The sequence below is a fragment of the Pseudoflavonifractor sp. SW1122 genome (assembly GCF_012027765.1).
GTDB lineage: Bacteria > Bacillota > Clostridia > Oscillospirales > Oscillospiraceae > Enterenecus > Enterenecus faecium.
Map to the genome: position 1 here is coordinate 17,290 of NZ_SJOS01000018.1, position 26,403 is coordinate 43,692.

Annotated in this window: 19 protein-coding genes; 9 read left to right on the forward strand and 10 right to left on the reverse strand. The window is 58.5% G+C overall.

Translation table 11 applies throughout. From position 1 onward, the window contains the following. The first annotated feature begins 183 nt into the window (after positions 1-183). From E0L15_RS06005 to E0L15_RS06020, 4 genes are all read left to right on the forward strand, one after another. A complete protein-coding gene (locus E0L15_RS06005; protein ID WP_168124913.1) occupies positions 184-1,566 on the forward strand; it encodes an amidase domain-containing protein in 1,383 nt (460 codons plus the stop codon). 16 nt (positions 1,567-1,582) lie between these two features. Continuing rightward, the gene (locus E0L15_RS06010; protein ID WP_168124914.1) at positions 1,583-2,164 is read left to right on the forward strand and encodes a hypothetical protein; all 582 of its coding nucleotides are present in this window, start codon (positions 1,583-1,585) and stop codon (positions 2,162-2,164) included. A gap of 65 nt (positions 2,165-2,229) precedes the next feature. Continuing rightward, complete coding sequence (locus tag E0L15_RS06015) at positions 2,230-3,615, forward strand: hypothetical protein (RefSeq protein ID WP_168124915.1); 1,386 nt, start codon at positions 2,230-2,232, stop codon at positions 3,613-3,615. Positions 3,616-3,925: 310 nt separating this feature from the next. Beyond that, a complete protein-coding gene (locus tag E0L15_RS06020) occupies positions 3,926-5,287 on the forward strand; it encodes a hypothetical protein (RefSeq protein WP_168124916.1) in 1,362 nt (453 codons plus the stop codon). Between the two features lie 52 nt (positions 5,288-5,339). Here E0L15_RS06020 and E0L15_RS06025 read toward each other — a convergent pair whose 3' ends face one another. Continuing rightward, the gene (locus E0L15_RS06025; protein WP_168124917.1) at positions 5,340-5,891 is read right to left on the reverse strand and encodes a TetR/AcrR family transcriptional regulator; all 552 of its coding nucleotides are present in this window, start codon (positions 5,889-5,891) and stop codon (positions 5,340-5,342) included. Positions 5,892-6,091: 200 nt separating this feature from the next. On the opposite strand from E0L15_RS06025, the gene E0L15_RS06030 reads away from it, so the two are divergent. After that, positions 6,092-8,374, forward strand: coding sequence for a YhgE/Pip domain-containing protein (locus tag E0L15_RS06030; RefSeq protein WP_168124918.1), 2,283 nt, complete (start codon positions 6,092-6,094; stop codon positions 8,372-8,374). Positions 8,375-9,103: 729 nt separating this feature from the next. Here the strand turns inward: E0L15_RS06030 and gap are convergent. Then, positions 9,104-10,114, reverse strand: coding sequence for a type I glyceraldehyde-3-phosphate dehydrogenase (gene gap / locus E0L15_RS06035; protein WP_087233254.1), 1,011 nt, complete (start codon positions 10,112-10,114; stop codon positions 9,104-9,106). Positions 10,115-10,491: 377 nt separating this feature from the next. Here gap and E0L15_RS06040 point away from each other — a divergent pair, with 377 nt between their 5' ends. Next, positions 10,492-11,121 carry a hypothetical protein gene (locus tag E0L15_RS06040; protein WP_168124919.1) on the forward strand — a complete coding sequence of 210 codons (630 nt, stop codon included), beginning with the start codon at positions 10,492-10,494 and terminating at the stop codon, positions 11,119-11,121. A 109-nt stretch (positions 11,122-11,230) separates the two neighbouring features. Continuing rightward, positions 11,231-12,496: a chloride channel protein gene (locus E0L15_RS06045; RefSeq protein WP_168124920.1), complete on the forward strand. Its 1,266-nt coding sequence runs from the start codon at positions 11,231-11,233 to the stop codon at positions 12,494-12,496. Between the two features lie 38 nt (positions 12,497-12,534). On the opposite strand, the gene obgE is transcribed toward E0L15_RS06045, so the two are convergent. The 8 genes from obgE to E0L15_RS06085 all read right to left on the reverse strand — a co-directional run bounded on the left by obgE (position 12,535) and on the right by E0L15_RS06085 (position 20,301). Further along, positions 12,535-13,818: a GTPase ObgE gene (gene obgE / locus E0L15_RS06050; protein WP_087233263.1), complete on the reverse strand. Its 1,284-nt coding sequence runs from the start codon at positions 13,816-13,818 to the stop codon at positions 12,535-12,537. Between the two features lie 334 nt (positions 13,819-14,152). Continuing rightward, positions 14,153-14,437, reverse strand: coding sequence for a 50S ribosomal protein L27 (gene rpmA, locus E0L15_RS06055; protein WP_087233266.1), 285 nt, complete (start codon positions 14,435-14,437; stop codon positions 14,153-14,155). A 38-nt stretch (positions 14,438-14,475) separates the two neighbouring features. Further along, complete coding sequence (locus E0L15_RS06060) at positions 14,476-14,820, reverse strand: ribosomal-processing cysteine protease Prp (RefSeq protein ID WP_168124921.1); 345 nt, start codon at positions 14,818-14,820, stop codon at positions 14,476-14,478. Between the two features lie 15 nt (positions 14,821-14,835). Further along, a complete protein-coding gene (gene rplU, locus E0L15_RS06065; protein ID WP_087233272.1) occupies positions 14,836-15,147 on the reverse strand; it encodes a 50S ribosomal protein L21 in 312 nt (103 codons plus the stop codon). A 179-nt stretch (positions 15,148-15,326) separates the two neighbouring features. Next, a complete protein-coding gene (locus tag E0L15_RS06070) occupies positions 15,327-17,261 on the reverse strand; it encodes a leucine-rich repeat domain-containing protein (RefSeq protein WP_168124922.1) in 1,935 nt (644 codons plus the stop codon). A 126-nt stretch (positions 17,262-17,387) separates the two neighbouring features. Continuing rightward, positions 17,388-18,872, reverse strand: coding sequence for a coproporphyrinogen dehydrogenase HemZ (gene hemZ / locus E0L15_RS06075; protein ID WP_168124923.1), 1,485 nt, complete (start codon positions 18,870-18,872; stop codon positions 17,388-17,390). Next, a complete protein-coding gene (locus tag E0L15_RS06080; protein ID WP_168124924.1) occupies positions 18,869-19,504 on the reverse strand; it encodes an MBL fold metallo-hydrolase in 636 nt (211 codons plus the stop codon). Before E0L15_RS06080 ends, hemZ begins: the two co-directional genes overlap by 4 nt. A gap of 110 nt (positions 19,505-19,614) precedes the next feature. Continuing rightward, positions 19,615-20,301 carry an anaerobic ribonucleoside-triphosphate reductase activating protein gene (locus tag E0L15_RS06085; protein WP_168124925.1) on the reverse strand — a complete coding sequence of 229 codons (687 nt, stop codon included), beginning with the start codon at positions 20,299-20,301 and terminating at the stop codon, positions 19,615-19,617. 715 nt (positions 20,302-21,016) lie between these two features. Between E0L15_RS06085 and E0L15_RS06090 the strand changes: the two genes are divergently transcribed. Both E0L15_RS06090 and E0L15_RS06095 read left to right on the forward strand, forming a co-directional pair. Next, entirely contained in the window at positions 21,017-23,083 is a 2,067-nt protein-coding gene (locus E0L15_RS06090) for a ribonucleoside triphosphate reductase (protein ID WP_243155408.1), read from the forward strand. Positions 23,084-23,355: 272 nt separating this feature from the next. Then, the coding region (locus E0L15_RS06095; RefSeq protein WP_243155409.1) for an alpha-L-fucosidase at positions 23,356-26,403 on the forward strand (3,048 nt) is incomplete at its 3' end.

Below are 26,403 nucleotides of genomic sequence, written 5' to 3' on the forward strand. Positions count from 1 at the left end.
TTTTGCTGTCACCTTTCAGAGGTATGTAGACGTATATATAACAAAAGTGAAAATTACAATAATGAGGGAGGGAAGTCCTTTGGTTTTGACTTAATCTAAACGGGGCCATTTTGTTTGGCCTTCCATAATGGTTTCAAGAAGGCAGTATCATTATCTTCACTTCATCAGAAAGGAGCAATCGAAATGAGGAAACTCTATCCCCTGGTATTAACAGGTTGCCTAGTAACATCACTGTCCCTTACTCCTGCAATGGCAGGTCATGCCAGCGCACTTCAAACACAGAATTATCTTAAAACTGTATCTGGTGAAACAATCCACGCTTCTCCTACCACCTACATCAGAAATGTTGAAGAGGCAAGCTCTAATCCGCTTTTAAATGAGTCATCCAAAATCGAGCTAACCTGTAAAACGTTTCTTACAATGGCCAGAGCGTCTGTCCGTAATCAAGCGTATCATTGCACAGAGCTGATTTCCACGGAAGGAGCAAGTGATTCAACGATTCAGTATCGTTTGTCCGAGTATGAACTGCTGCATGCACTCCAACAGGCAAATGGTGCGGAAATCTATGCAGATGACATTAAGTTTTCCAATTTCTCAGCTGAGATTTTTGAAAACACAGCAACTGCCAGTGTGGTGGAAGAGTACAGCTACTACGTAGATGAAGGTTTCGATGATGATTTTAACTATCGTATGCGTGAGTACACATTTACGTTGGAAAAAGAGAACGACAACTGGTGTATTGCGCAGGTAGTTACCAACGACCCCTGGGAGACAGAGGATTTTGATTATGCTGCCTTTGCCGCCCTAGATGTGAGGGAGACTGTGCAAATTCTGCAAAGCCAGACGGATGGGAGCCGTTCTCAAATTCTAAATGAAGAGGAGCCTGAATCTTTGGCAGATCAGCCGATGAAGTGGATCTTCTATACATATAACCCAACAAAAGCCGTGAACTATGCAAAACAGTGGTATTCCGCCCGAAACGGCCAAACAGCAAACCCTATTTTCGGATACAATTCTAGCAACTGTCAAAATTTTGCCTCGCAATGTATTTGGGCAGGCCTAAATTCAGAAGCAAACCTTCCAAATCGGGCTACGGATTGGCCTGCAGTTCCAACAAGTTTGGTGGGGAAAGATGCCCCCAACGTCTGGTGTTGTAATCAGTCCTCAAGTCATTACAAAGACAAAGGCCAGAATCCAGTTTGGGATTGGGCCTGGGACAATGTGGGTGGATTTACAAAGCTGATCGAAACCAGTTCTAGAAGACGGGTAGGTCCAGTTGGAACCGTACGCACCGGCTTAAGTTATGCTAAGGTGGGGGATGAAATTCTCCATGCTAAAAACGGGGCCCCTAGTTCTTCGAATTTGACACATGCAATGTTTGTCACTTCTGTCACCGGAACCGCCGGGTCCCGGGGCATCAGCAATATTAAGATAGCAGCCAATAATGATTCCACAAATTCAGCCTATCAATCTCTGTCTTCCTATAGTCAGTTACCTGCTAGTCAGTATCTAACGGTTGCAATTTCTGGTAGTGCACGATATGTGGTGGACGGTTCGATTTCGTAAAAACGGAGGGAACATGATGAAAAAGTCTGGATGGATGTTCCTGGGCGCACTGGTCTTGATACTGTGCGCCGCATGTAGCATGGGAACGCCGCAGGAGGCAAGGCAGCCTACCGCCACCCCCAGCGCCACACCAGCCCCAACGCCCACCATGACCCCGCCGCCGGAAGAGCCAGAGGGCCCGCCTTCCCAGCTGCCAGAGCGGGTATGGTCCTTCACCGACCCGGACCAGGTCAGTCAGGAGCGGTTTGCCTACTCCCAGGCGGAGCAGGACGCCGCTGTGGCTGCGGTGAGAAATGAGCTGGAACAAGAGGCGGAGCAGGAATATACCATCTCCCTCACCATCGGGGAAATCACTCCATCTCCCTCTGAGACGGCGTGGCAGTGGAAACACTATTTCTGCAGGGAGTCGGAACTGTTTGCCGACTGGACGCAAGAGGATATGCTCACCCGATTTATGGTGGTATCTGCCCAGTATGATGTGGAGTATGACAACACCAAGACATTCATGAATTCGGGAAAGGTAACACAGAACTTTTTCCTCACCAAAGAGGACGGAGTCTGGAGCGTGTGGAATCGGCAATCCCCCGATGTAACCTAAGTCACTGCAACAGCTGTTTAGAACTCAGACCGATCTACATTCCAAAAGAAAAAGGAGGAGCAAAAATGTGTAGTAAACTTAAAAAACAAGTTGGTATGTTAATGCTATTGTTCTGTGTGTGCTCGCTGATGTTAAGCTTAACATCTACCACGTATGCCATCAACACTCATCAAAATACAGATGAGGTTGTTTTAGAAGACTCCTCCGCAATGCGCTACTATCCATTTGTGTATTCGGAAGATGAAGACTTTGCGTGGGCCAGAGAACTGATTGGCGATTGTAGCGCATGTGTTCCAGGTTATTTGTATGTTCAAGATCTTACAACAATGGAGATTTGGAAGGTCTTAAACGCCCCGGTGGATTACTTTAGATTGTCTGGAAATACCATGTTTTGTGTCGTTGATGGTGGAACCATTATTCAGACCAACTACTGGGGAAATGTGCAAACGACGCTGTATCATGCTGCGGGCAATGTCGCCAACATGGAGTATGACAATGGCACATTGTTATTCTCTGTTGGTAATCGTGTGATTCGGCTTGATCTGGAAAATAATGAAACAGAACAGATTGCGGTCTGTGAAAATATTACTTTCCTATTTCCTCTAACTAATACCAGCTTTGTGTGGGCAAACGATGAAGAAGAAACATATCGGCACACCGTAAACGTTGGGGACGAGCCAGTTGACCTTCAAAAGCTGTTTGCTGAGGAGATAGCAATTCAAGCGCCGGTAAGCAGAGCGGCTACCCCTGCTGCGGCAACTGGCCCAGTCTCGTTCCCCTTGCCCGAGTACCGCCACGGCTCGCACTTCACAAATAACGGGATGGCATGTACGACCCATAGTAACTGTGACTATTATGGTGGGTGTAACTGTAAAAGTTATCGGGCTTCTATTCAGTGTGTTGGATTTGCCAAATATGCTTTTGACAAATATTCTAATCTATATCCCGCCTCTGGCTCATGGTATTCGGACTCTAATGCACATTCAAATGCCACGACGAGGAGGTTCAATGCCGATGCAGATGTCAAGCGGGTGTTCACAGAGTTGGGATATGGGGCATATATGTGGGTTTCGAGAAGAAGCGATGGTGTAAGTGGACCCGTTCATGCGTTTGTGACTGCTGGTAGTACCAATTCTACTGTGACAATCTACGAAGGAAATGCGGACGGACACTGCAAGGTAATGCTGAATACATACACATTTGCACAGTTCAGGGCAATCTATGATTATGTTTCTAAGAGCGTAGCCCACAAATTCACAGGGACTGCGCAGAAATATTCTGCCTCTTACCACAAAGTACCTTGCAGCTACGGTGGGTGTTCTGGATATATTTTGCAGCGGCACTACGCTCAGACTCCCGGAACAAACGTCCGGTGTCTTGGGTGTGGATATGTGGGTAATATTAGCGGTGGAATTATGTCTGTAGGAAACAATGCCAATGAAAATGAATAGTATATTGATTCGATTTTTCCTTCTAAATCACATCAGTAGTTCTTAACTTGATGACGGGGCAATTTATGACTTGGAAAGTGCGGTGAGCAACACGAAAAAGAAGAACTTTGCCAGTGTATTTCTGGCCCTCTCCTCTGGATGACGGAACGATCACCCAGAGCATTATCCTTATCAAAGAGGGCGAAATCTGGTTTGTGGGGGGTAGCTACTTCCCAGTCTAATCTGGTCCTGCATCAAGGAAAACACATTGCCCCAGAGAATGGTTCCAATCCAAACGCCTGTGAGCTGCACAAGTAAGGAGGGGTATGAAATGAAGCACACAGCAAACACGTGGAAAAAGCCACTGGGAATTGTGACGGTGTTGGTGGTCCTGGTAGCCGTGGCCGCCGCCGCGTTCTTCCGCTCCAAACCCATGGTGGACCCCGCCGACACCCTCCAGGTGCGCTCCATCAGCGCCGACTATTGGAACGGCGGGGAGACCTATCACTGTGACATCTCCCAGGAGAATATTCCCCAGAAATTGAGTAGCGATCTGGTGGCCCTCTTCCAGGGGGTCACCATCCGAAACACCCTCTTTCCCCGTCCGAACGCCTACACCGTGGAGCCGGACTCGGTGTACATCAGCATCCAGGTGGGGCTGGCTGAGGGGTCCATGCGGGTAAACCTGAGCACCAATTCCGCCTACACATCCGCCCAATTTGGGGACACCCACTGCTCCATTGTGGACGGCCAGGACTTGTACCAGAAGGTATATGACCGGCTGTCCCCCCTCCTGGTGGCCCATGGCTCCCCTGGGGCCCCAGAGGGAGAGCCCAGTCCCACCCCGAGCCAGCTGCCCCAGACGGTGCCCTGGGAGGTACCGGAGCAGCCGTCGGTGTCCTACGAGGAGTATTTTGAGCAGGAGCGGGAGTATGACTTTGAGGACCTGGATTATGCGTGGTTTTACGACCAGTGCGACTTTGAGTATCGGGACGGCGCTCTGTATCTGGTGGACAGCCAAAAAACCGGGGAGGCGCTGTGGAAGGTCTGGGACACGGACAACTTGGAGGTCAAGGCGGTGGACCCGGCGTGGATCTACGGCATCGTAGATGGCAAGACCCTCATCCGCATGGACTACAAAGGGAACCACCAGGAGACCCTCTTTGTGGATGACAGCGGCCTCATTTCCACCATGAACCGGGGCATTTCCGACCCTCTGACTGTGGCGTATACCTATCGCTATGATGGAACGCCTGCGCCTGCCTGCATCCAGAACCCCCTGCCTCTGGCCGACCGCTCGGTGCTGTACTTCTGGGCTGGAGCGGAAGATGGGGACGGGGCGGCCCTGTACCGCCTGTATGTGCACGACGGACACACCGACGTGGTGTACCAGTATACCCAGAAGGAGCTGGAACAGTATCGCTTCCCCGACTGCCCGGAGCTGGAGGGCACCGGGCCCTACTACCGTATTTCTGTGCCGAACCCAGTGTCCAATGTGGAGGTGGGCTGGACTGTGGGGAACCCGGAGTTTTTCCACCGCTTTGACGCAGAGATGCAAAATGAGTATACAAAGGTGACCGATACAGAACTTTTATATGAGAAACCCATGGAATACGGCCTTCCCATGTTGTTTTCCTGCACGAAAAACATGTTGACGGGAGAATTCCAGCAAGTGGAACCCCGGTCCTACTAAAACCCATGAACCCCCAGGAACTCGCCATTTGGCGGGCTCCTGGGGGTCTTTTTTATCGGTGGGTCACCCCGGCGATGAGGTCGTTGGTACGCCGGGCCATGTCCTGGGGGGACTCGGGACAGCCCCGGGACAGCCAGTCCTTGATGAGGCCCATACCCCCCGCCACGCAGAAGGTGTAGCGATAGGCCACATCCGGCTGGGTGCGCTGCAAGGGGGTGAGAATGTACTGGGAGAGCATCTCCTCAATGTGGTGGAGAAAGCCAATGTCCCCCCGGGGGCCCAGCAGGGCGGCACAGATGTCCCGGTTGGCAAAGAGAATGGAGAACACATCCTCCAAAAAGGCCAGGGTGTCCCCCTCAAACCGCCCGGTCAGCGTCTGCTCCATGGCGTGGCGAATCTGCTCATACAGCTCCTGCTCCACACACTCCAGCATGTGGGGAATGTCCCGGTAGTGGAGGTAGAAGGTGGAGCGGTTGATGTCCACCAAATCCACCAGTTCGGTGACCGTCACCTCGTTGACGCTCTTCTCCCCCATCAGCTGGGCCAACCCCTGGCGCAGCTGGGCCCGGGTGCGCCGCACCCGTCGGTCTGGTTTCCGCTCCATCCCAAGCCCCTCCTGTCTTGTAAATCTTTTTTGAACAATGGACATTCTGTCGTCACTCTGTCTATTAATCCACAGAACGCCGACCAATTGTCGGTTGTGTTGTCTCATCCCCTCCAGTATAATGCCTCTTGTAAAAAATCACAATACTGAGATGTATAGTAGACACTATGTCTACAAAACCTGGAAGGAAGGGTTTGACGTTGAAACGACAAGAATGGAAGCGTTTGCTCCGCAATCCGCTGCTGTTGGTGGTGATGGTGGCCATTATCGCCATTCCCACCATCTACACCACCCTGTTTTTGGGCTCCATGTGGGACCCCTACGGGAATGTGGAGCATTTGCCGGTGGCGGTGGTAAATCTGGACCAGCCGGTGACGGTGGAGGACGAGACCTATGACATTGGGCAGTCCCTGGTGGACAACCTGAAGGAGGACGCCTCCCTGGACTTCCACTTCATGGGCCAGGAGGAGGCCCAGAAGGGGCTGGCGGACGGCACCTACTACATGGTCATCACCATCCCGGAGGACTTCTCCCAGCGGGCCGCCTCCATCACCGAGGCTCACCCCCAGACCATGGAGCTGAAGTACGAGACCAACCCCGGCACCAACTACATCGCCTCCAAGCTCAGTGAGAGCGCCATGAAGGAGATGGAGCTGGGGGTGCGGGAGGAAGTGACCCGCACCTACGCCACCACCATGCTGGAGCAGATTGGCGTGGTGGGAGACGGCATGACCCAGGCCGCTGACGGCAGCGGGGAGCTGAAAGACGGGGCAAACACCCTCACCCAGGGAGCCCAGTCCCTCACCGACTATCTGGCGCAGCTGGCAGGGAGCTCCCTCACCTTTGTAGACGGCTCCCAGCGGCTGAGCCAGGGCCTGGGCGAGTATCTGGCGGGGGTAACCCAGGTGGCAGAGGGCAGCGGAGCCCTCAACGATGGCGCCAAGCAGCTGGAGGACGGGCTGGGCCAGCTCCAACAGGCCACCCAGCCCCTGACCCAAGGGGTGGAGCAGCTGCAAGCAGGAGCCCAGAATTTGGCCCAGGGAGCCGGTCAGGCGGCGTCCAGCAGCGGTACCCTATCCCAGGGTGCCGCCCAGGTGGATGAGAGCCTGGGAGCCCTCCTGGCGGGCCTCCAGACCCTGCAAAGCCAGACCGCCGATCTACCCCAGAACGCCCAGGCCCTGGCCGAAGGAGCCAAGCAGTTGGAGCAGGGGCTACAGGGGCTGTCTCTGGCCATCCAGAGCGGCCAAGTGAGTGGAGAGCAGCTGCAAGCCCTGGTGGGCCAGCTGCAACAGGGGGCGGACCAGCTGTCCCAGGGGCTGGGCCAGCTCAACCAGCAGGCCCCCGCCCTCACCCAGGGCATTGCTCAGGCCGCCCAGGGGGCCGGACAGCTGAAAGACCAGGGCACCGCTCCCCTGCGCTCCGGCGCTGCCCAACTGCAACAGGGCCTCGACACCCTGGCCCAGGGCAGTGAGACGCTGTCCCAGGGCGTGACCCAGATGCAGGGCCAGCTTCCCGCCCTCACTCAGGGAGTGGACAAGCTGTACCAGGGCGCTGCCCAGCTCCACCAGGGCACCCAGACCCTGGTGGACGGCGCTGGCCAGCTCATGGACAACAAGGCCCAGCTGACGGAGGGCATGGACGCCCTCACCCAGGGCTCGGTGCAGATTCAGGACGCCGCCGGACAGCTGCACCAGGGGGCTCAGACCCTCACCGACGGGGCAAAGGCCCTGGAGGACGGAGCGGCCACCCTCCAGGACAAACTGGCCGAGGGCGCTCAGGAGATTGCCGACACCAACACGGGAGACGAGGTGGCGGACATGATGGCCGCCCCGGTGGACACCCAGGAGAGCCAGCTCACCCAGGTGCCCAACAACGGCCACGGCATGGCCCCCTACATGATGTCGGTGGCCCTGTGGGTGGGCTGCATCGCCTTTAGCCTGATGTATCCCCTGACCCAGTACAGCGGCGAGCTGAAAAGCGGCTTTGCCTGGTGGCGGAGCAAGGCCTCGGTGCTGTACACCGTGGCCATTGCGGAGGCCCTGGTGATGCTGGGCAGCCTCCACCTGTTCAACGGGTTCCAGCCCGTGGACTGGGGCCGCACGGTGCTGGTGGCCCTGGTGGCCGCCCTCACCTTCATGTCGGTGATGTACTTCTTCACCTGCCTGATGGGCAAGGTGGGCAGCTTCTTCATGCTCATCTTCATGGTGCTCCAGCTGGCGGGCTCGGTGGGCACCTATCCCCTGGAGCTGTCCGGCTCCTTCGTCCCCGCCCTCAACGGCTGGGTGCCCTTCACCTACACCGTGCGGGCCTTCCGCAGCGCCATTGCCGGAGGCCAGGACATCACGGGATGCCTGGTGTATCTGGGGGTGTGGTTTGTGGTGTTCACCGCCCTGACGCTGGTGGTGTTCCACGTGCGCACCCGCCGCATCCGCCGGGGGCAGCCCACCCTCATGGTGTGGCTGGAAGAGCACAGCCTGGCATAATTTCATCAAAGGAAAGCCCCGAGACTACGGTCTTGGGGCTTTTTAGTGTGTATGGTATGGCGTGCTGTCCCTATCCGGAAGCTGGTTCAGGCTTGCCAGCCTGGTGGGGACGCTCCGCTGGGCCCGATTTCTCAACGATGAGAAATCGGGGAAAGAATCGCCAAAGGCGGGGCCTTCCCCCGCCTTGTGGAATCCACCCCTCGGTACTGGGTGGAGGGTGCGCCTTCCTCTTTTCAGCCCTTACTCTGGTGGGGTCACATAGATGGCGTAGAAATTCTACGGAAAATGCCTACTTCTCTGCTGGTGCATCCTTCTACCGCCAGAGCCTTGCCCTGGTGAGCCGCTGTTCCCAGCGATCGGTGGCCAGGCTTCCGGCGGCGGGAACGTCGCACACCGGGGTGAGGCCCTAGGAACAGAGGCACCGTCTTACAGAGAAGGGTGGGCTTGCTATAGAGTTGCCGGGCCATCTATGTGACCCCACCGGGGCCAGGGCCGACGGTGGGATTGACGCAGGTCCAGCCTCGTACCCCAGGGGGGTACTTAGGGGGGAACGCCCTAAGCGGGTTTTGGTTTCTTTTGACCGGGCAAAAGAAACCCCCAGCGGGTAGCGTCCCCACCAGGCTGGCAAGCCTAAACCAAGCCGGGGAGAAGGTCAATCTTCCCCCTTTTGGAACCAAAAAGCGCAAAAAAAGGGCTCTGCTTAAAGCAGAGCCCTTTGAAATGGTTTTCTTACTTGTGGTCCACGGAGTACATGTGCTTGATGAGCTCCAGAACCTTGTTGGAGTAACCCATCTCGTTGTCGTACCAGGACACGACCTTCACGAAGGTGTCGGTCAGAGCGATACCAGCCTTGGCATCGAAGATGGAGGTGCGGGAATCGCCCAGGAAGTCGCTGGACACCACGTCCTCGTCGGTGTAGCCCAGAACGCCCTTCAGCTCGCCCTCGGAAGCCTTCTTCATGGCGTCGCAGATCTCAGCGTAGGTGGCGGGCTTCTCCAGGTTGACAGTCAGGTCGACCACGGACACGTCCAGGGTGGGAACACGCATGGACATACCGGTCAGCTTGCCGTTCAGAGCGGGGATGACCTTGCCCACGGCCTTAGCAGCGCCAGTGGAGGAGGGGATGATGTTGCCGGTAGCAGCACGGCCGCCGCGCCAATCCTTCAGAGAGGGACCGTCAACGGTCTTCTGGGTAGCGGTGACAGAGTGCACGGTGGTCATCAGGCCGTCCTTGATGCCGAAGTTGTCGTTCAGCACCTTAGCGATGGGGGCCAGGCAGTTGGTGGTGCAGGAAGCGTTGGACACGAAGGTCATGTCGGAGGTGTAAGCGTCCAGGTTGACGCCGCACACGAACATGGGGGTGTCGTCCTTGGAAGGAGCGGACATGATGACCTTCTTGGCGCCGGCGTCGATGTGAGCCTGAGCCTTCTCCTTGGTCAGGAACAGGCCGGTGGACTCCACAACGTACTCAGCCTCCAGCTTGCCCCAGGGAATGTCAGCGGGGTTACGCTCGGCGAAGACAGGGATCTCCTTGCCGTTGACAACGATGCCGGTCTCGGTGGCGGAAACCTCGCCCTCGAAGTGGCCGTGCATGGTGTCGTACTTCAGCATATAGGCCAGGTAATCAGCGGGACACAGATCGTTGATACCCACGATCTCGATCTCGGGATGATTGATGCTGGCGCGGAAAACCATTCGGCCGATACGGCCAAAACCGTTAATACCTACTTTAATGCTCATTGGTATCACTCCTTATAAAATTGGATGATCGCGTTTGCGCAAGGCTATTATACATCACATTCCAGCCAAATGGAAGGGGGTTGTGAAAAATTTTTCAAAGTTTCTTTGCCCCAGGCAGCACAGGAACCCTCTGGCTACAAAAAGCCGGAAAAATCCTCCATATGGCAGAAACTCGGGCCAAAAAAGAGCGGTTGAACCGGCAGCAACCGCGAAAATCCGGGGCAAAACCGCCAAATTCTCCAGACAAATCACGTCAAATAATCCAAAAAATTTGTAACATCCTGGGCCCTGCTTGAAAGATATGCACACGTATGATATGATGGAACCAAAAAGCGCAGCTATGCGCCCAAGAGAGACGAGGAAAGGAGTTATGAACCATGAAACACAGATGGATGGCATTGCCTCTGGCCTTAGGACTGACTCTGACCCTGGCCGCCTGCGGCGGCAACGACCCCAAGGAGGACCTGGTGGGCGCCTGGTCCGGCCAGGTGGATATGATGGACCAAGTGGTGGAGGGGATACGGGTGACCGCCCCCGAGATCGCCGACGAGCTGGAGCTAGAGAACTTCTACATTCCCCTGGAGATGGAATTCCGGGACGACAACACCTATATCATGACGGTGGACCAGGATAAGCTGGACGAGAGCATGGATGCGCTGATTCAGAAGTCGGTGGATGCCACCATGGTATACATGGAGCAGATGCTCAAGGAGCAGGGCATCACCAACATGACGGTGGATGAGGCCCTGGCCCAGTCCGGCATGGACCGGGAGAGCTTCACCGACTTGATGGAACAGAGCATGGGCAATCTGAGCTCCTCCGTAGTCCAGCAGATTCAGACGGAGGGCCAGTACCGGCTGGAGGGGAATCAGATGTACACCTCCGATGACAAGGACACGGAGCCGGGCAGCGATGGGGCCACCCCCTACACTTTGGACGGCGACAAGTTAAATATGGATTTCAGCAACGTCAGTCTGGGTGAAGTGACCTTCACCCGTGGCGGCTGAACCCACATACCCCGGGCGGGAGGAGCGGTTTGCTCCCCCCGCCCTTGACAGTGTAGGGAGGGGGGAATATAATCGAAATCACCAATGTAACCGTAAAGGGCGGGAGGATATGAGAGAAAAAGCGAGGGATTTCTGGGGCAGGGTCAGCCCCACGGCGGGGGCCTGGGTCCACTGGACCGTGTTGGCAGCCCTCACGGGTGTGGTATGCGGGGCGGCGGGGTCCGCCTTTTCTCATGCCATCACTCTGGTGACCGCATGGCGAGGGCAGCACCCCTGGCTGCTGTTGTGTATGCCCCTGGCAGGTCTGGCCATTGTGTGGCTGTACCAGGTCTGTGGCATGGAAAACGACAGCGGCACCAACCAGATCATCGCCAGCGTACGCTCCGGCCAGCGTCCGCCTCTGCGCCTGGCCCCCCTCATTTTCATCGGCTCGGTGCTCACCCACCTCACCGGCGGCAGCGCGGGCCGGGAGGGAGCGGCCCTGCAAATTGGCGGCAGTCTGGCCTGCCAGGTGGGCCAGCGGGTGCACCTGGGGGAACGCCAGATGAATGTGGAGGTCATGTGCGGCATGAGCGGCCTGTTTGCCGCCCTGTTTGGCACCCCACTCACCGCCACGGTGTTTGCCATGGAGGTGGTGAGCGTGGGCATCGTCCACTACTCCGCCTTTTTCCCCTGTCTGCTCACCGCCCTGGTGTCCACGGGGGTCACCGTCCTGCTGGGGGTGGAGGGGGAGCACTACACCCTGGACGCCATTCCCACCCTGGGCGCGGCGTCTCTGGCCCAGATTGGGGTGCTGGGGGTGGGGTGCGCCCTGCTGGCCATCGCCTTCTGCGTGGTGGTGCACCAGACCGGGCACTGGTACGCCCACACCTTCCGCAATCCCTATCTGCGGGCCGTGGTGGGTGGCGTGCTGGTGGTGACCATCAGCCTCCTGGAGGGCAGCGGCGACTACAACGGGGCAGGGGGCCACATCATCGCCCTGGCGGTGGATGAGGGCACCGTGCACGTGCCCTGGGCCTTTGCGTTGAAACTGCTGCTCACCGCTCTCACCCTGGGGGCGGGCTACCGGGGCGGCGAGATCGTGCCCACCTTCTTTGTGGGGGCCACCTTCGGCTGTGCCGTGGCCCCGCTGCTGGGGGTGGACCCGGGCTTTGGGGCGGCGGTGTGTATGATCGCTCTGTTTTGCGGGGTGGTGAATTGCCCCCTGGCCAGCATCTTTTTGAGTGTGGAGCTGTTCGGCAGTGAGGGGCTTCTGTTCTTCGCCCTGGCCTGTGCCCTCAGCTACCTGCTCAGCGGCAAGTTCTCGTTGTACTCCAGCCAGAAAATTGTCTATTCCAAGCTGGAACCCCGGTTCATTGACGAACATGCGCACTAAAAAACACCCTGGAAGCCATCGCTTCCAGGGTGTTTTTCTCACTTCTGATACTCGAATTCCAGGTTGTACAGGCACACCAGGTCGCCGTCGGTGACACCCTTGGCCTCCATCTGGTCGAAGACGCCCGCTTCCCGCAGCCGCTTGTCGAACCAGTTGCGGCTCTCGTAGTCGGAGAAGTTGACGTTGGCCATGAGCTGGCGCAGCCAGGGCCCGTCCACCAGCCAGGTGCCGTCGTCGTCCCGGGTGATCTCCAGGGGGGCGGAGGTGTCCACCTCGGGGGGACGCTCCACAAAGGTGGGCTCGAACACCAGGATGGGGGGGAGGTGGGCCAGCTCGTCGGCGGCGGCGTACATCAGCTCTTTGGTGCCCTGGTGGGTGGCGGCGGACATCTCAAAGAGACGGCAGCCCTTGGCCTCCACGTGGGCCCGCAGCCGCTCCAGCAGCTCGGGGTCCTCCATCACGTCCACCTTGTTGGCAGCCACCAGCATTTTGCGGCTGGCCAGCTCGGGGGACCACTGCTCCAGCTCGGTGCAGATGGTGTCGAAGTCCTCCACCGGGTCCCGGCCCTCGCTGCCAGACACGTCCACCACGTGGATCAGGAGGCGGCAGCGGTCAATGTGGCGCAAAAAGTCGTGGCCCAGTCCGGCGCCCTCGGCGGCGCCCTCAATGATGCCGGGGATGTCGGCCAGCACGAAGGAGCGGCCCTCCTCCATGGGCACCACGCCCAGGTTGGGGAAGAGGGTAGTGAAGTGGTAGTTGGCGATCTTGGGCTGGGCACGGGTGACCACGCTCAAGAGGGTGGACTTGCCCACGTTGGGGAAGCCCACCAGTCCCACGTCGGCCAGCAGCTTCAGCTCCAGGATGACGTCCCGCTCCTGCCCGGGCAGGCCGGCCTTGGCAAACCGGGGCACCTGGCGGGTGGGGGTGGCAAAGTGCTGGTTGCCCCAGCCGCCCTTGCCGCCCTTGGCCAGTACAAAGGGCTTGTCATCGGACATGTCGCAGATGATTTCCTTGGTCTCGGCGTCCCGCACCACGGTGCCACGAGGCACCTTGATGACCAGGTCCGCCCCGTCCTTGCCGGTGCAGCGCTTGCCGCTGCCGTTCATGCCGGTTTCGGCCACATACTTGCGCTTATAGCGGAAGTCCATGAGGGTGGACATGTGGGGGTCCACGGTGAGGACGATGTTGCCGCCCCGTCCGCCGTCGCCGCCGTCGGGACCGCCAGCGGCCACGTATTTCTCCCGGTGGAAGGAGACGGCGCCGCCGCCGCCCGCCCCGGCCCGCACCAGGATTCGGGCGGTATCAATGAATTGATTGGCCATGGTAGGCACCTCCATTTCGAAAAAAGTGAATAACGAATAATGAATAATGAAGAAGTATGGTGTGCCTGCGGCACAGATTTCGATTGAGCGCCCAGGTCAAAAAGCCCTCGGCAGAGTTTCCCCGCCTTCAGGCGGGGAAATAAATTAAAATCACGTCTTTTCCCAGGACATGCGCATGGGAAAAGACACTTCTGGAGCCCGCCAGTGTGGAATTGGGTCGCCCTTTGACCCAATTATGCATGCAGCGGGCTGCAAGCTCCCACAAAATGCGTGCATTTTGTGGGATTACAAAAACGTCCCGGACAAGAGCTATGTCCGGGACGTTTTAACAGCATTACTGAGCGATCTCGTACACGGAGACCTTCTTGCGGTCCTTGCCCATGCGCTCGAACTTCACCTTGCCGTCCACCAGGGCGAACAGGGTGTCGTCGGAGCCCTTACCCACGTTGGTGCCGGGGTGGATGTGGCTGCCGCGCTGACGAACCAGAATGTTGCCGGCCAGAACGAACTGACCGTCGGCACGCTTCACGCCCAGGCGCTTGGACTCGGAGTCACGGCCGTTCTTGGTGGAGCCGCCGCCCTTCTTGTGAGCGAAGAGCTGGATGTTGATCTTCAGCATAAGTCGTTACCGTCCTTTCTAAAGGCTGATTGAGGACCTCAGTCCTCGTCATCATCGTCCAGCAGAACGATGAGATTGTCGGGGTATTCCTGGCTCAGAGCCTGGAGATAGACCATCAAGCCAACCATCAGATTCTGGCTGGTGTGCTCATTTCCCTCGCTCAGGCCAGTAGGAAGCCGCAGAGACAGGTGGGCTTCCTCCTCCTTGACCTTTACCGGCGCTCCCAGACCCAGCACCTCATTCAAGGTACACTCCAGAAGGCCCACGGTAGAGGAGATGGCGGCACAGACGATGTCGGACCCGGCATCGGCGTAGCCGCTGTGTCCATCCACCACAACGCCGTCCATGCGGCCATTGCTTGCGTGGAATGTGACGGTGGTCATATGGCGCCTCCTAAATTAGGCGTTGACCTTGGTGATCTCCACCTTGGTGTAGGGCTGACGATGGCCCTGACGACGGCGGTAGTTCTTCTTGGGCTTGTACTTGAAGACCAGCACCTTCTTGCCCTTGCCGTTCTTCACCACGTTGGCGGTGACGGAGGCACCCTCCACAACGGGAGCGCCGAAGGTAGCGCTGTCGCCGTTCAGGACAGCCAGAACCTTGTCGAAGGTGATGGAGCTACCGGCCTCGGCATCCAGCTTCTCGATGTAGAGGACGTCGCCCTCGGTCACCTTGTACTGCTTGCCGCCGGTCTCGATGATTGCGTGCATACTTTGCACCTGCCTTTCCTTTATTACGGGCTCGCTGTCGGGGGAGGAAGCGAACGCTTCACTTATGTCCCATTCAAAGCGGCTTTGACATTATATCAACGCCTGGGGGCGTTGTCAATGGTTTTCTGAAAAAAATCGGGACGCAGCGGCTACTGCGTCCCGATGGGATGATCAGAAAATTATCTGACATTTCGCTTCCAGGCGATCAGGGCAGGAAGCAGGACCGAACACATAGCCAGGGCCGAAATCCACAGCAGCACAGAGGAGGTATCTCCAGTCTGAGGGGGCTGACTGGGGGCAGGCGTGGCGGAGGGAGCAGGATTGGGGGTAGCAGAGGGAGCGGGGGAAGCGGTAGGCAGAGGCTCCGCAGCCAACTGATAGCCGCACACGGTGCACTTCTGGTACTTCTCTCCGGCCTGGGTATCCGTGACCCACTGGAACGTATGGGCAGCGGCATCTGCTTTTTCTCCACAGAGCTCACAGCTATGGAAATGACTGGTGTCATCCCACTGCCATGCCTGGCTGTAACTGTGGGACAGCTTGGCCACATCGGCCAGGGTCATAGTCTGGGTCACAGCCCAATCCTGGTTAAACGTAGCGGTATAGGTCGTCTCACCAGCCTGTGTGCACGTGGGCTCCTTGGTCTGCCGCTGGTCAATCACAGCAGTGGCCTGTTCCACATGGGCAGCATTGTCTTCGCACACCCGGGAGGCCGTGCAGGAACTGCCATCCTCCGCCCAGGTATAGGTGGTGGCAGACCAGGTGTGCTGATGATCGGCGTACACATTGATGAACAGCTTACACACCTTAAATTTCCCATTGGATGCGGGCAGCTGATAGTTCACATAGAAGCTCACATCTCCACTCACATGTTCCAGGGTAATCTCGTTTGTCGCCTCGTCATAAGAAATGGTGTAACCAGAGTCATCCGGCTGTCCAAGCACATGGGCAGGCAAAGCCTCTGCGAAGGAAATGGGCTCACCATTGGGCTGCACATAGGGATTTTCAATGGTAAGGGTGCCATTGCCGAGTTCTATGCGGTCAGAGGGATCTCCCACTTGGAATTGGGAGACAAAGGGGAAGCTTTCCGTTCCCTCTTCATGGCGAATGCTACCATTCCCCAACTGAGGCAATGCAGAAATAAAGCTGAAATCAGTGACATGGTTTCCACTAAAGCCCAACGTCTTCAAATCCTGAAACTTTTTCAGGCTGTCCATGTCGGTAATCTCGTTGCCGTAGAGACCAAGCGTGGTAAGGTTGGCGGACATAGTATCCACAAAGTCCACACTGGTCAGATCATTGACGTTCAGGACAAGAGTTTTCAGCTGAGACAGGGGCGCAAACATTACCTCAGCATCGGCATCCGTAACTCCACAATAAGGCATATATAGGGACTTCAGCGCTGTTAGGCTGGCAACTGCGTTTCGATAGTCCTCACGGTTTTCCTCTGTAATTTTCACCTTCTCCAGGTTTAAATCGGTCAGAGCGGTATATCCACACAGTGCAGAAATGCTGGAAATTGCAGAGCTGTCACCCAAATCCAGTTTGGTCAGCCCAGGGAAGGCTACATGATCCAAAGCAGAAATATCCGCCAAATTGGAGTTCAGAGACAAATCGAGTACGGACAGGGAAGGACAGGTATTGGAAGTCAAGCCTTGGAGAGAGGTCATATTCGGGTTTTCTCCCACAGACAAGGAAGTCAGATTGGGCTTCTCTCCCAAAAAGGTCAAATCTTCCACATTTTCATTTTCCGTTACCGTCAGAGACGTCAAATTCTCCAGCGCAGCAATATCCTCCAAACCGGTTATATCCCCGGATACTGCCAGCCGTTTCAGATTCACTGCAGCAGAAATGCCTTTGATGCTGCTGATCGACTCTTCCGTCCACCGAGTATCGATGGAGGTAAAACTGGCCATTTCTTCTTGGGTAATGGGTGTGTCACTGGGTCTGCTTTCGTCCAGTTCACTGTTCAGGTAGGCCAAAAAAGCAGGGTCAGAAATGTCCACTGTATCGTTGGCGGGAGCGGCTATGGCCTGGTTCCACGCTGTTACAGGAAACAGCGCAATGAGCAGAACCAAAGCAATGGTCAGAGCAAGGTACCTCTTTGTTTTCATAATCTTTCCCATAAAGCCCCTAAAAAGGAGTCTTATGGTCTCTCCTTTCCTCAAAGTGATGCGGTAAGGTTGTTACCACACATTATACTTCTACAGGAAAATGATGTCAATACATTACAGGTAACCTCAACCATTCAAATGATGTTGAAACTCCGCCGCCTGGGCCTTATGCTGGCAAATCCGCTCCCAGCTCTCCAAATACTCCTTGGGGTACTTGGGGTTGGACAGGCGGTCGATCTTCCCCGTGGCGGGGTTGACCAGCTTGGTGATGCCCCCGGCCCCCAGGGAGAGCACCGACTGCAACTCCTCCATCATGATGATGTTATAGGCGCATACGGCACCAGGCTTGGCCCAGCCCACATTTTCAAAAGAGCCGGACATGTACTTCTGCCGGTACAGGTAGTAGGGCACATATCCCGCCCCCCGCAGGGTGTTCTCGGCATAGGCCAGCATGTCCGCCACTTCCTGGGGCGTGCACAGCTTACCCTGCTCCTCCATGAGCTTGGCCCCCTTTTTCAGGGCCAGGGTGTGGACCGTGATGTTGGCGGGGTCCATAGCCACCACCTGCTCCAGGGTGCGGGCAAAGCCCTCCACGGTGTCGGTGGGCAGTCCTGCAATCAAATCCATATTTACCATGCCGCCGTAGGCGTCACGGGCCAACTCCATGGCGTCCACGATCTGGGCGGCGGTGTGGGCCCGGCCCATCTCGATGAGCACCGAGTCCTCCATGGTCTGGGGGTTGATGGAGATGCGGTGGATGTGGTGGGCCTTCAAGACCTCCAACTTTTCCCGGGTAATGGTGTCCGGGCGGCCCGCCTCCACCGTGAACTCCACGCACCCCTCCAGGGGCAAGTGCTGCTCCATGTGGGTGAGCACCCGGTCCATTTGCTCAGCGGACAGGGTAGTGGGGGTGCCGCCTCCCATGTAGGCGGTCTTGACGGTGACGCCGTGGGCTCTGAGCTGCGCCCCGGCCTCCTCAATCTCCCGGCACAGGGCGTCCACGTAGGGCTCCACCAGGGCCAGAGCCCCCTTCACATCGGCGGAGATGAAGGAGCAGTAGGCGCACCGGGTAGGGCAGAAGGGGATACCCACATACAAAGACAGCTGTTTGGGCTCCAGGCTGCGGATGACAGACAGGGCGGCGTGGGCACAGTCCATGGCCAGGTCCGCCCGGGAGGGGCTGACCCGGTAGAGATTAGTCAGGGTGTCCCGGGCCTGCTGGGGGGTGTCGCCCGCCACCATCTGGCGGGTGGGCAGCTTCACCGGGCGCACCCCGGTGAGGGCCCCCCAGGGGGGCTCTTGGCCCAGAGCGGCCACTCCGGCGTCGTAGAAGGCCAGGCGAATCACCCGCTGGCGCACCCGGTCGTCCTCCAGCCCGCCGGTGAGGTTGGCCTCCGGCTCGCTGCGCTGGGCCTCATACACACCCCCGTCCCACCACAGCTTGGCATGGGCCACCACTTCATGCCCCCGGGTGAACAGTTCCACCTGGGCCATGGATTGGTCCCAGGTGGGTGGTGTGTCGGGATATTCGGGTTTTTGGCCGGGGAACAGGGTCATCATCATCTGCTCCACGGCGTACTGGTACTGGTGGCCCACCAAATACAGCTTCATCCCCGTCTCATGGCCTCCAGCATGCAGAAGTTGGTGGTGCGCTCCCGCTCCAGGGTCGAGGAGCCCTCGTGGCCGGGGAACACCCGCCAGTCCCCGGGCAGCTGGGCCAGGCGCTTGAGAGAATGGAGCAGCTGAGTCTCGCTGCCCCCCTCCAAATCGGTGCGGCCCATGGACCCCTCAAAGAGGGTGTCTCCGGTAAACAGGGCGTCTTCCACCTGGAGCACCACGCCGCCGGGGGTGTGGCCGGGGGTATGGAGCACGTGGACGGTGAGGCCGCCTACGGGCACGGTGTCCCCCTCCTGGTAGGGCAGCACGTTCCCAAAAGAGCTGACGCTGGGGAAGGTGGTGCCGAACAGGGAAGTGGTGGTCTCGTTGGGGTTCACATCCGCCGGGTGGCAGTATACGGGCAGGTTGGGCCACTGAGCACGCAGGCCGGGAATGCCCAGAATGTGGTCAAAGTGGCTGTGGGTGAGGAGGATGGCCACGGGATTCAGGCCACGGCCCTGGATGAAAGCGGCCACCTGCTCCCCGTCGTCGCCGGGGTCCACCACGGCGCAGTCCAGGGTGTTCTCGTCCCAGAAGATATAACAGTTGGTTTGAATCATGCCCAATTGCATGCGTTTGATTTCCATATTGTCACCTCGAACAGTTCCCCCGCCTGGGGCGGGAGAAGGTCATAAATTGTCGGTAACATCATACCTTGTTTGATACAAAATGTAAAGATGGAACCGTTCGACCCCCTTCAACGCACTTCGACGTTTGACACATAGGGGCGCATTTGGGCGGCAAAGCCCTCCATGGTCTCCCCGTCCCAGGCGGAGAGGCCCGGGCGCAGCACCGTGTCCCGGTGGGTGAAGGTCTGGAGGTAATACCGCTTGGCCCCGGCAATCCAAGGCCCAATCTGGGCAAAGGACTGGGCGTCGTGGAACTGGCGCACCACGGTGGTGCGAAATTCGTAGTCCACCCGGCCCTCTAGCAGCCAGGAAACGCTCTCCCGGATGGGGGAGAGGTCCAGCCCCTCCACGCCCACGGTCTCGGCGTACCGGGCGGGGCTATTTTTGATGTCCATGGCCACGTAGTCCACCAGGCCAGACTTCCACAATTCCACAAGCCGCTGTGGAAAACTCCCGTTGGTGTCCACCTTCACCAGATAGCCCAGGCCCTTGACCAGCTCCAGCAGCTGGGGCAGCTGGGGATTCAACAGGGGCTCGCCGCCGCTGACGCACACCCCGTCCAGCAGCCCCTGCCGCCGGGTGAGGAAGTGGTGCAGCTCCTCCAGGGTCATGGCAGGGGAGGGGCGCTCCCCCTCCACCAGGGGGGCGTTGTGGCAGAAGGGGCAGCGGAAGTTGCAGCCCTTCAAAAATACGGTGCACCCCACCTTGTTGGGAAAGTCCAGCAGGGTCATGGGCTGAAATCCATCGATGGTCATGGCAATTCCCCCTTTTTTGTTCTCCCATTCATGGTAGACGGGTGGAGCCGGGTTGTCAAGGGTGACGCTCCCCGCTGGGGGTTCCTTTTGTGCGGGCAAAAGGAACCAAAACCCGCTTAGGGCGTTCCCCCCTAAGGACCTCCCTGGGGTACGAGGCTGTAAATATGTCAAGCCTATGTTCGGCCCGTTACCCTTGCTGTGGCTCCTGCCACTGCCACCACACCAGGCCACTATGGCAGCTGGCCCTATGGCTGGGCGGTTTCCACCTCCGGGCCTTCCCTGGAGAAGCGGCGTTCCCGCCGCCGTCAGCCAGGCCACCGATCGCTGGGAACAGTGGCTCACCAGGGTGAGGCCCTGGGAGTAGAAGTAGCATTTTTCAGAGAAGCAGGTGCATTCTGTAGAAAGACAGTCTATCTATGTGACCCCACCGGACCAGGGCCGAGAAGAGAAAGACGCATCAGGCAGCCCCGTACCGGCGGGGTGGATTCCACAAGGCGGGGGAAGGCCCCGCCTTTGGCGATTCTTTCCCCCATTTCTCATCGGCGAGAAATGGGGCCCAGCGGAGCGTCCCTGGCAGGGACACGCTTGAATACACAATATCTTGTGTCCAAAATATAACATAGCAATATATGTTGATTTTCGTCAGGGGGCGTGCTATCATGAAAGAGCACCGCCCGCGGGGCGGCAACCGCAAACACAGAGAGGAGCGTGGCCTATGTACCAAGTGACCAAGCGGGACGGCTCCACCGTTCCCTTTCAATTAAGCAAGATCATCGCCGCCATGACCCGTGCCTTTGAGGCCCAGGGGCAGCAGGCCCACCCGGAGGTGGTGGAGCTGCTGGCGCTGCGGGTGACGGCGGATTTTCAGCCCAAGATTCAAAACGACCTCATCGCCGTGGAGGACATCCAGGACAGCGTGGAAGTGGTGCTCATCCAGGCGGGGTATGACCAGGTGGCCAAGGCCTACATTCTCTACCGCAAGCAGCGGGAAAACGTGCGCCACGCCTCGTCCACCCTCCTCAACTACAAGGAGCTGGTGGACAACTATCTGCGCATCAACGACTGGCGGGTGAAGGAGAACTCCACCGTCACCTACTCGGTGGGGGGCCTCATTCTGTCCAACTCCGGGGCCATCACCGCCAACTACTGGCTCAGCGAAATCTACGACCAGGAGGTGGCCCAGGCCCACCGGGACGGGGACCTGCACCTCCACGACCTGTCCATGCTCACCGGGTACTGCGCCGGGTGGTCCCTGAAACAGCTCATCTATCAGGGTCTGGGAGGCGTGCCGGGGAAAATCACCTCGTCCCCCGCCCGTCACCTGTCCACCCTGTGCAACCAGATGGTGAATTTCCTGGGCATCATGCAAAACGAGTGGGCTGGAGCCCAGGCCTTCTCCTCCTTCGACACCTATCTGGCCCCCTTTGTCCGGGTGGACCATCTGAGCCAGCACGAGGTGAAGCAGTGCATCCAGTCCTTTGTCTACGGGGTGAACACCCCCAGCCGCTGGGGCACCCAGGCCCCCTTTACCAACATCACCCTGGACTGGACGGTGCCCCCCGATCTGGCGGGACAGCCCGCCATTGTGGGCGGGAAGTTCATGGACTTCACCTATGGGGACTGCAAAAAGGAGATGGACATGGTCAACCGGGCCTTTTTGGAGATCATGATTGAGGGGGACGCCAATGGCCGGGGCTTCCAGTACCCCATTCCCACCTACTCCATCACCCGGGACTTCGACTGGTCGGAGACGGAGAACAACAAGCTGCTCTTTGAGATGACCGCCAAGTACGGCACCCCCTATTTCTCCAACTACATCAACTCGGACATGGAGCCCTCCGACGTGCGCTCCATGTGCTGCCGCCTGCGGCTGGACCTGCGGGAGCTGCGCAAGAAGTCCGGGGGCTACTTCGGCTCCGGCGAGTCCACGGGCAGCGTGGGCGTGGTGACCATCAACCTGCCCCGCATCGCCTACCTGTCCAAGGACCCGGAGGAATTCTATCAGCGGCTGGACCACCTCATGGACCTGGCCGCCCGCTCCCTGCACACCAAGCGCACCGTCATCACCCAACTGATGGAAAACGGCCTGTACCCCTACACCCGCCACTATCTGGGCACCTTCCGAAACCATTTCTCCACCATCGGCCTGGTGGGGATGAACGAGGTGGGCCTCAACGCCCCCTGGCTGCACCACGACCTCACCCACCCGGACACCCAGGCCTTCGCCGTGGAGGTGCTCACCCACATGCGGGAACGCCTCTCCGACTACCAGGAGCAGTATGGGGACCTCTTTAACCTGGAGGCCACCCCGGCAGAGTCCACCACCTACCGCTTTGCCAAGCACGACAAGGAGAAATACCCCCTCATCCGCACCGCCAACGACCACGGCACCCCCTACTACACCAACTCCTCCCACCTGCCTGTGGGGTGCACCGACGACCTGTTCGCCGCCCTGGACGTGCAGGACCAGCTCCAAGTGCTCTACACCTCCGGCACGGTGTTCCACGCCTTCCTGGGGGAGAAACTGCCCAGCTGGCAGTCTGCCGCCGCCCTGGTGCGCAAAATCGCGGAACATTACAAGCTGCCCTACTACACCATTTCCCCCACCTACTCGGTGTGCGCCGACCACGGATACCTGCCCGGGGAGCAGTTCACCTGCCCCCACTGCGGCAAGCCCGCCGAGGTGTACAGCCGCATCACCGGATACTACCGCCCGGTACAGAACTGGAACGACGGCAAGACCCAGGAGTTCCACGACCGACAAGTCTATCAAGTGGGATAAAAGAGCGCCCCGGTCTACCTTATAAATAGGTAGGCCGGGGCGTTGTGCAAGCTGCAAAACAATTTGTCCGCCACGGGAACAGAGGGAATCCCTGTTTCTGGAAGAAATATTATCTAATTTTTACAAAAAATTATACTTAAATCTGCCGAACCTCACAAATTTGGGATTTCGCACAAGAACATGTACCGATGGCAAGTGGGGTATGGTATGATATAAATGAAAAACGGCGCGTGTCCCACAATGCGCCGCACGTATGAAAGGAAGGAATGTACATGAAAGGAAAACGTCCTGCTAAGCGCGGTTTGGCTCTGGCTTTGGCGGGGACCATGCTGGCCTCTACTGTGGTAGGCACCAGCTTCCCGACTGCTTGGGCCGCAGAGCCCACCTACATCGGGGATGCGTCTCTCACCGACAACGCCACCCCAGCCCCCACCCCGGACACCGTTTTGCCCAACGCCAATCAGTATTGGTATCAGAAGGCAGAGCTGTCCGCATTCTGCCACTTTGGCCCCAACACCTTCAACGAGATCGAGTGGGGCGAGCACTACGGGGACAAGACCCCCGATGAGATCTTCAAGCTGGAGACCGACTTCGACGCTGACACCATGGTCAAGACTCTGAAGGACGCCGGCTTCCAGATGCTCATCGTCACCGCCAAGCACCACGACGGCTTCTGTATCTGGAACAGTGCCTACACCGAGTACGATGTGGCCAACACCAGCTACAAAAACGGCCAGGGCGACATTCTGGCTGAGCTGTCCGAGGCCTGCACCAAGTACGACATGAACATGGGCCTGTATCTGTCTCCCTGGGATATCCACGACGACAGCTACGGCTACTACGACGCCAACGGCAACCCCACCAGCAAGGAAAACGACGTGCTGGACTACAACGAGTACTACAACAACCAGCTCCAGGAGATCCTGGGCAACGACAAGTACGGCAACGACGGCCACTTCGTCGAGGTGTGGATGGACGGAGCCAAGGGCTCCGGCGCCAACGCCCAGGAGTACGACTTCCAGAAGTGGTTTAATACCATTCAGAGCAACGAGGGCAAGAAGGCCGGCTATGAGGCCGACTGTATGCTCTTCGGCGCTGAGGCCTACACCACCGTGCGCTGGATCGGCAACGAGAACGGCTACGCCGCCGACGACACCTGGTCCAAGTCCATGGTGAACTACGACAACAACACCATCAACAGCGGCTCTCAGGGCGGCTACACCGTGGGCCTGGAAAACGGCAACCAGTGGACCGTGCCTGAGTGTGACGCCCGCATCACCTCCGGCTGGTTCTGGGGCACCACCAAGAACACCCCCAAGACCATTGCCGCTCTGGGCGAGATGTACTTCCGCTCCGTGGGCCACAACGGCACCTTCCTGCTCAACGTGCCCCCCAACAACCAGGGCACCGTGGACCAGGCCATTTTGGACCGTGTGACCGAGTTCGGCCAGAACGTCCAGGAGACCTTTAAGAAGAACCTGGCCACCTCCGTGCAGGCCACCAACGTCCGCGGCAATGACGTGGCCTACAAGCCCGGCAACACCATCGACGGCAACGACGCCACCTACTGGACCACCGAGGACGGCACCAACGAGGGCACCCTGCTCATCGACCTGGGCGGCGTGAAGAGCTTCGACGTGGTGAGCGTGGAAGAGGCCATCCAGAACGGCCAGCGCATCAACTCCTACAAAGTGGAGTATCGCGATGCCAGCGGCGAGTGGCACGAGATGCAGTCCGGCCAGACCATCGGCGCCAAGCGTCTGGTGCGCACCGGCGCCGTCCGGGGCGATCAGGTGCGGATCACCGTGTCCACCCCCGACGACAAGGTGCCCATGATCAGCGAGGTGGGCGTGTACAAGGCCAGCGAGGGCTTTGAGCTCTCCGGCGCCGCCCCCGACGGCATGGACGTCATCGACATCAAGAATGGGGCCTTCCAGTTCTCCAACGGCTGGACCGACGAGACTGGCTCCCAGTTCATCGGCGGCACCAACAAGTGGGCCAACGCCGGTGCTACCTTCACCGTCAACTTCACCGGCTCCAAGATCTACCTGCTGGGTACCAAGGACCCCAACCACGGCAAGGCTGACATCTACATCGACGGCGAGAAGGTGTCCACCATCGACACCAACGCCTCCGCCCGTGCCCTGGGTCAGTACATCTTCGTCTCCGAGGACCTGGCCGACGGCGAGCACACCCTGGAGCTGCGGGTCACCTCCAAGGCCATCGGCATCGAGGCCGCCTACACCATCAACAACGGCGGCAAGGGCATGATCGGCATCGAGGAGAGCCGCTACACCATGAACGAGGACCAGCGCATGGACGTCAAGCTGGTCCGCGTGGGCGGCACCAGCGACGAGCCGGTCACCGTGCGCCTGTCCCCCAACCCCGGCTCCGCCATTCAGGATGACTTCAACACCGAGCTGAACACCGAGGTCACCTTCCAGCCCGGTGAGACCGAGAAAACCGCTCCGGTGGAGACCCGCCGCAACACCAACATCACCGGCGACCGGGAGTTCACCATCGAGCTGTCCTCCGCCGACAAGGACGTCATCCTGGGCTTCAACCCCATCGCCACCGTCACCATCAAGGATATGGACTCCGCCTCTCGCGAGCAGCTGGAGGCCCTGGTGAATGAGGCCGAGGGCAAGCTGGGCGAGTGGTACTCCTCCGGCTGGGACGCCTACGCCCAGGCCGTGGCTCAGGGCAAGGAGCTGCTGGCTTCCACCGACGCCGACCAGGAGGCTATGGCCCAGGCTGTGGCCGCCATCCAGGCCGCCAAGGGCGCTCTAGTGGAGCGCGAGCAGTACTCTGCTGACGACCCCGTGCCCTTCCCCTGGCAGCCCAACTCCACCTACACCGTGGAAGCTGAGTTCGCCATTCTCAAGAACACCGGCGAGGGCGAGACTTGGCCCCTCCAGGTCTCTGAGGCCAGCTGGGCCAGCCACGGCAAGTTCATCAACTGCCTGAACCAGAACGACACCATCTCCTTCCCCTATGTGGCCGACCGCACCGGCACCTACACCGTCACCGCCACCTACCGCAGCGGCGACACCAACAACTCCCTGGCTTGGAGCGAGGCGGACGGTAAGATCACCTCCGGCACCGTCTCCGCTGGCGCCGGGGACAGCGCCACCGCCACCCACACCGTCACCTTTGACATCGAGGTCACCGAGGCTGGCGCTGGCACCCTGGTGTTCACCGGCCCCGCCAAGAAGTCTCCCCAGCTGGACAAGCTGGTCATCACCCCCAAGAACATCGACTACCAGACCTGCAACGTCACCGTGACCGCCAATGCCGGCGGCACCGTGTCTCCCGCCGGC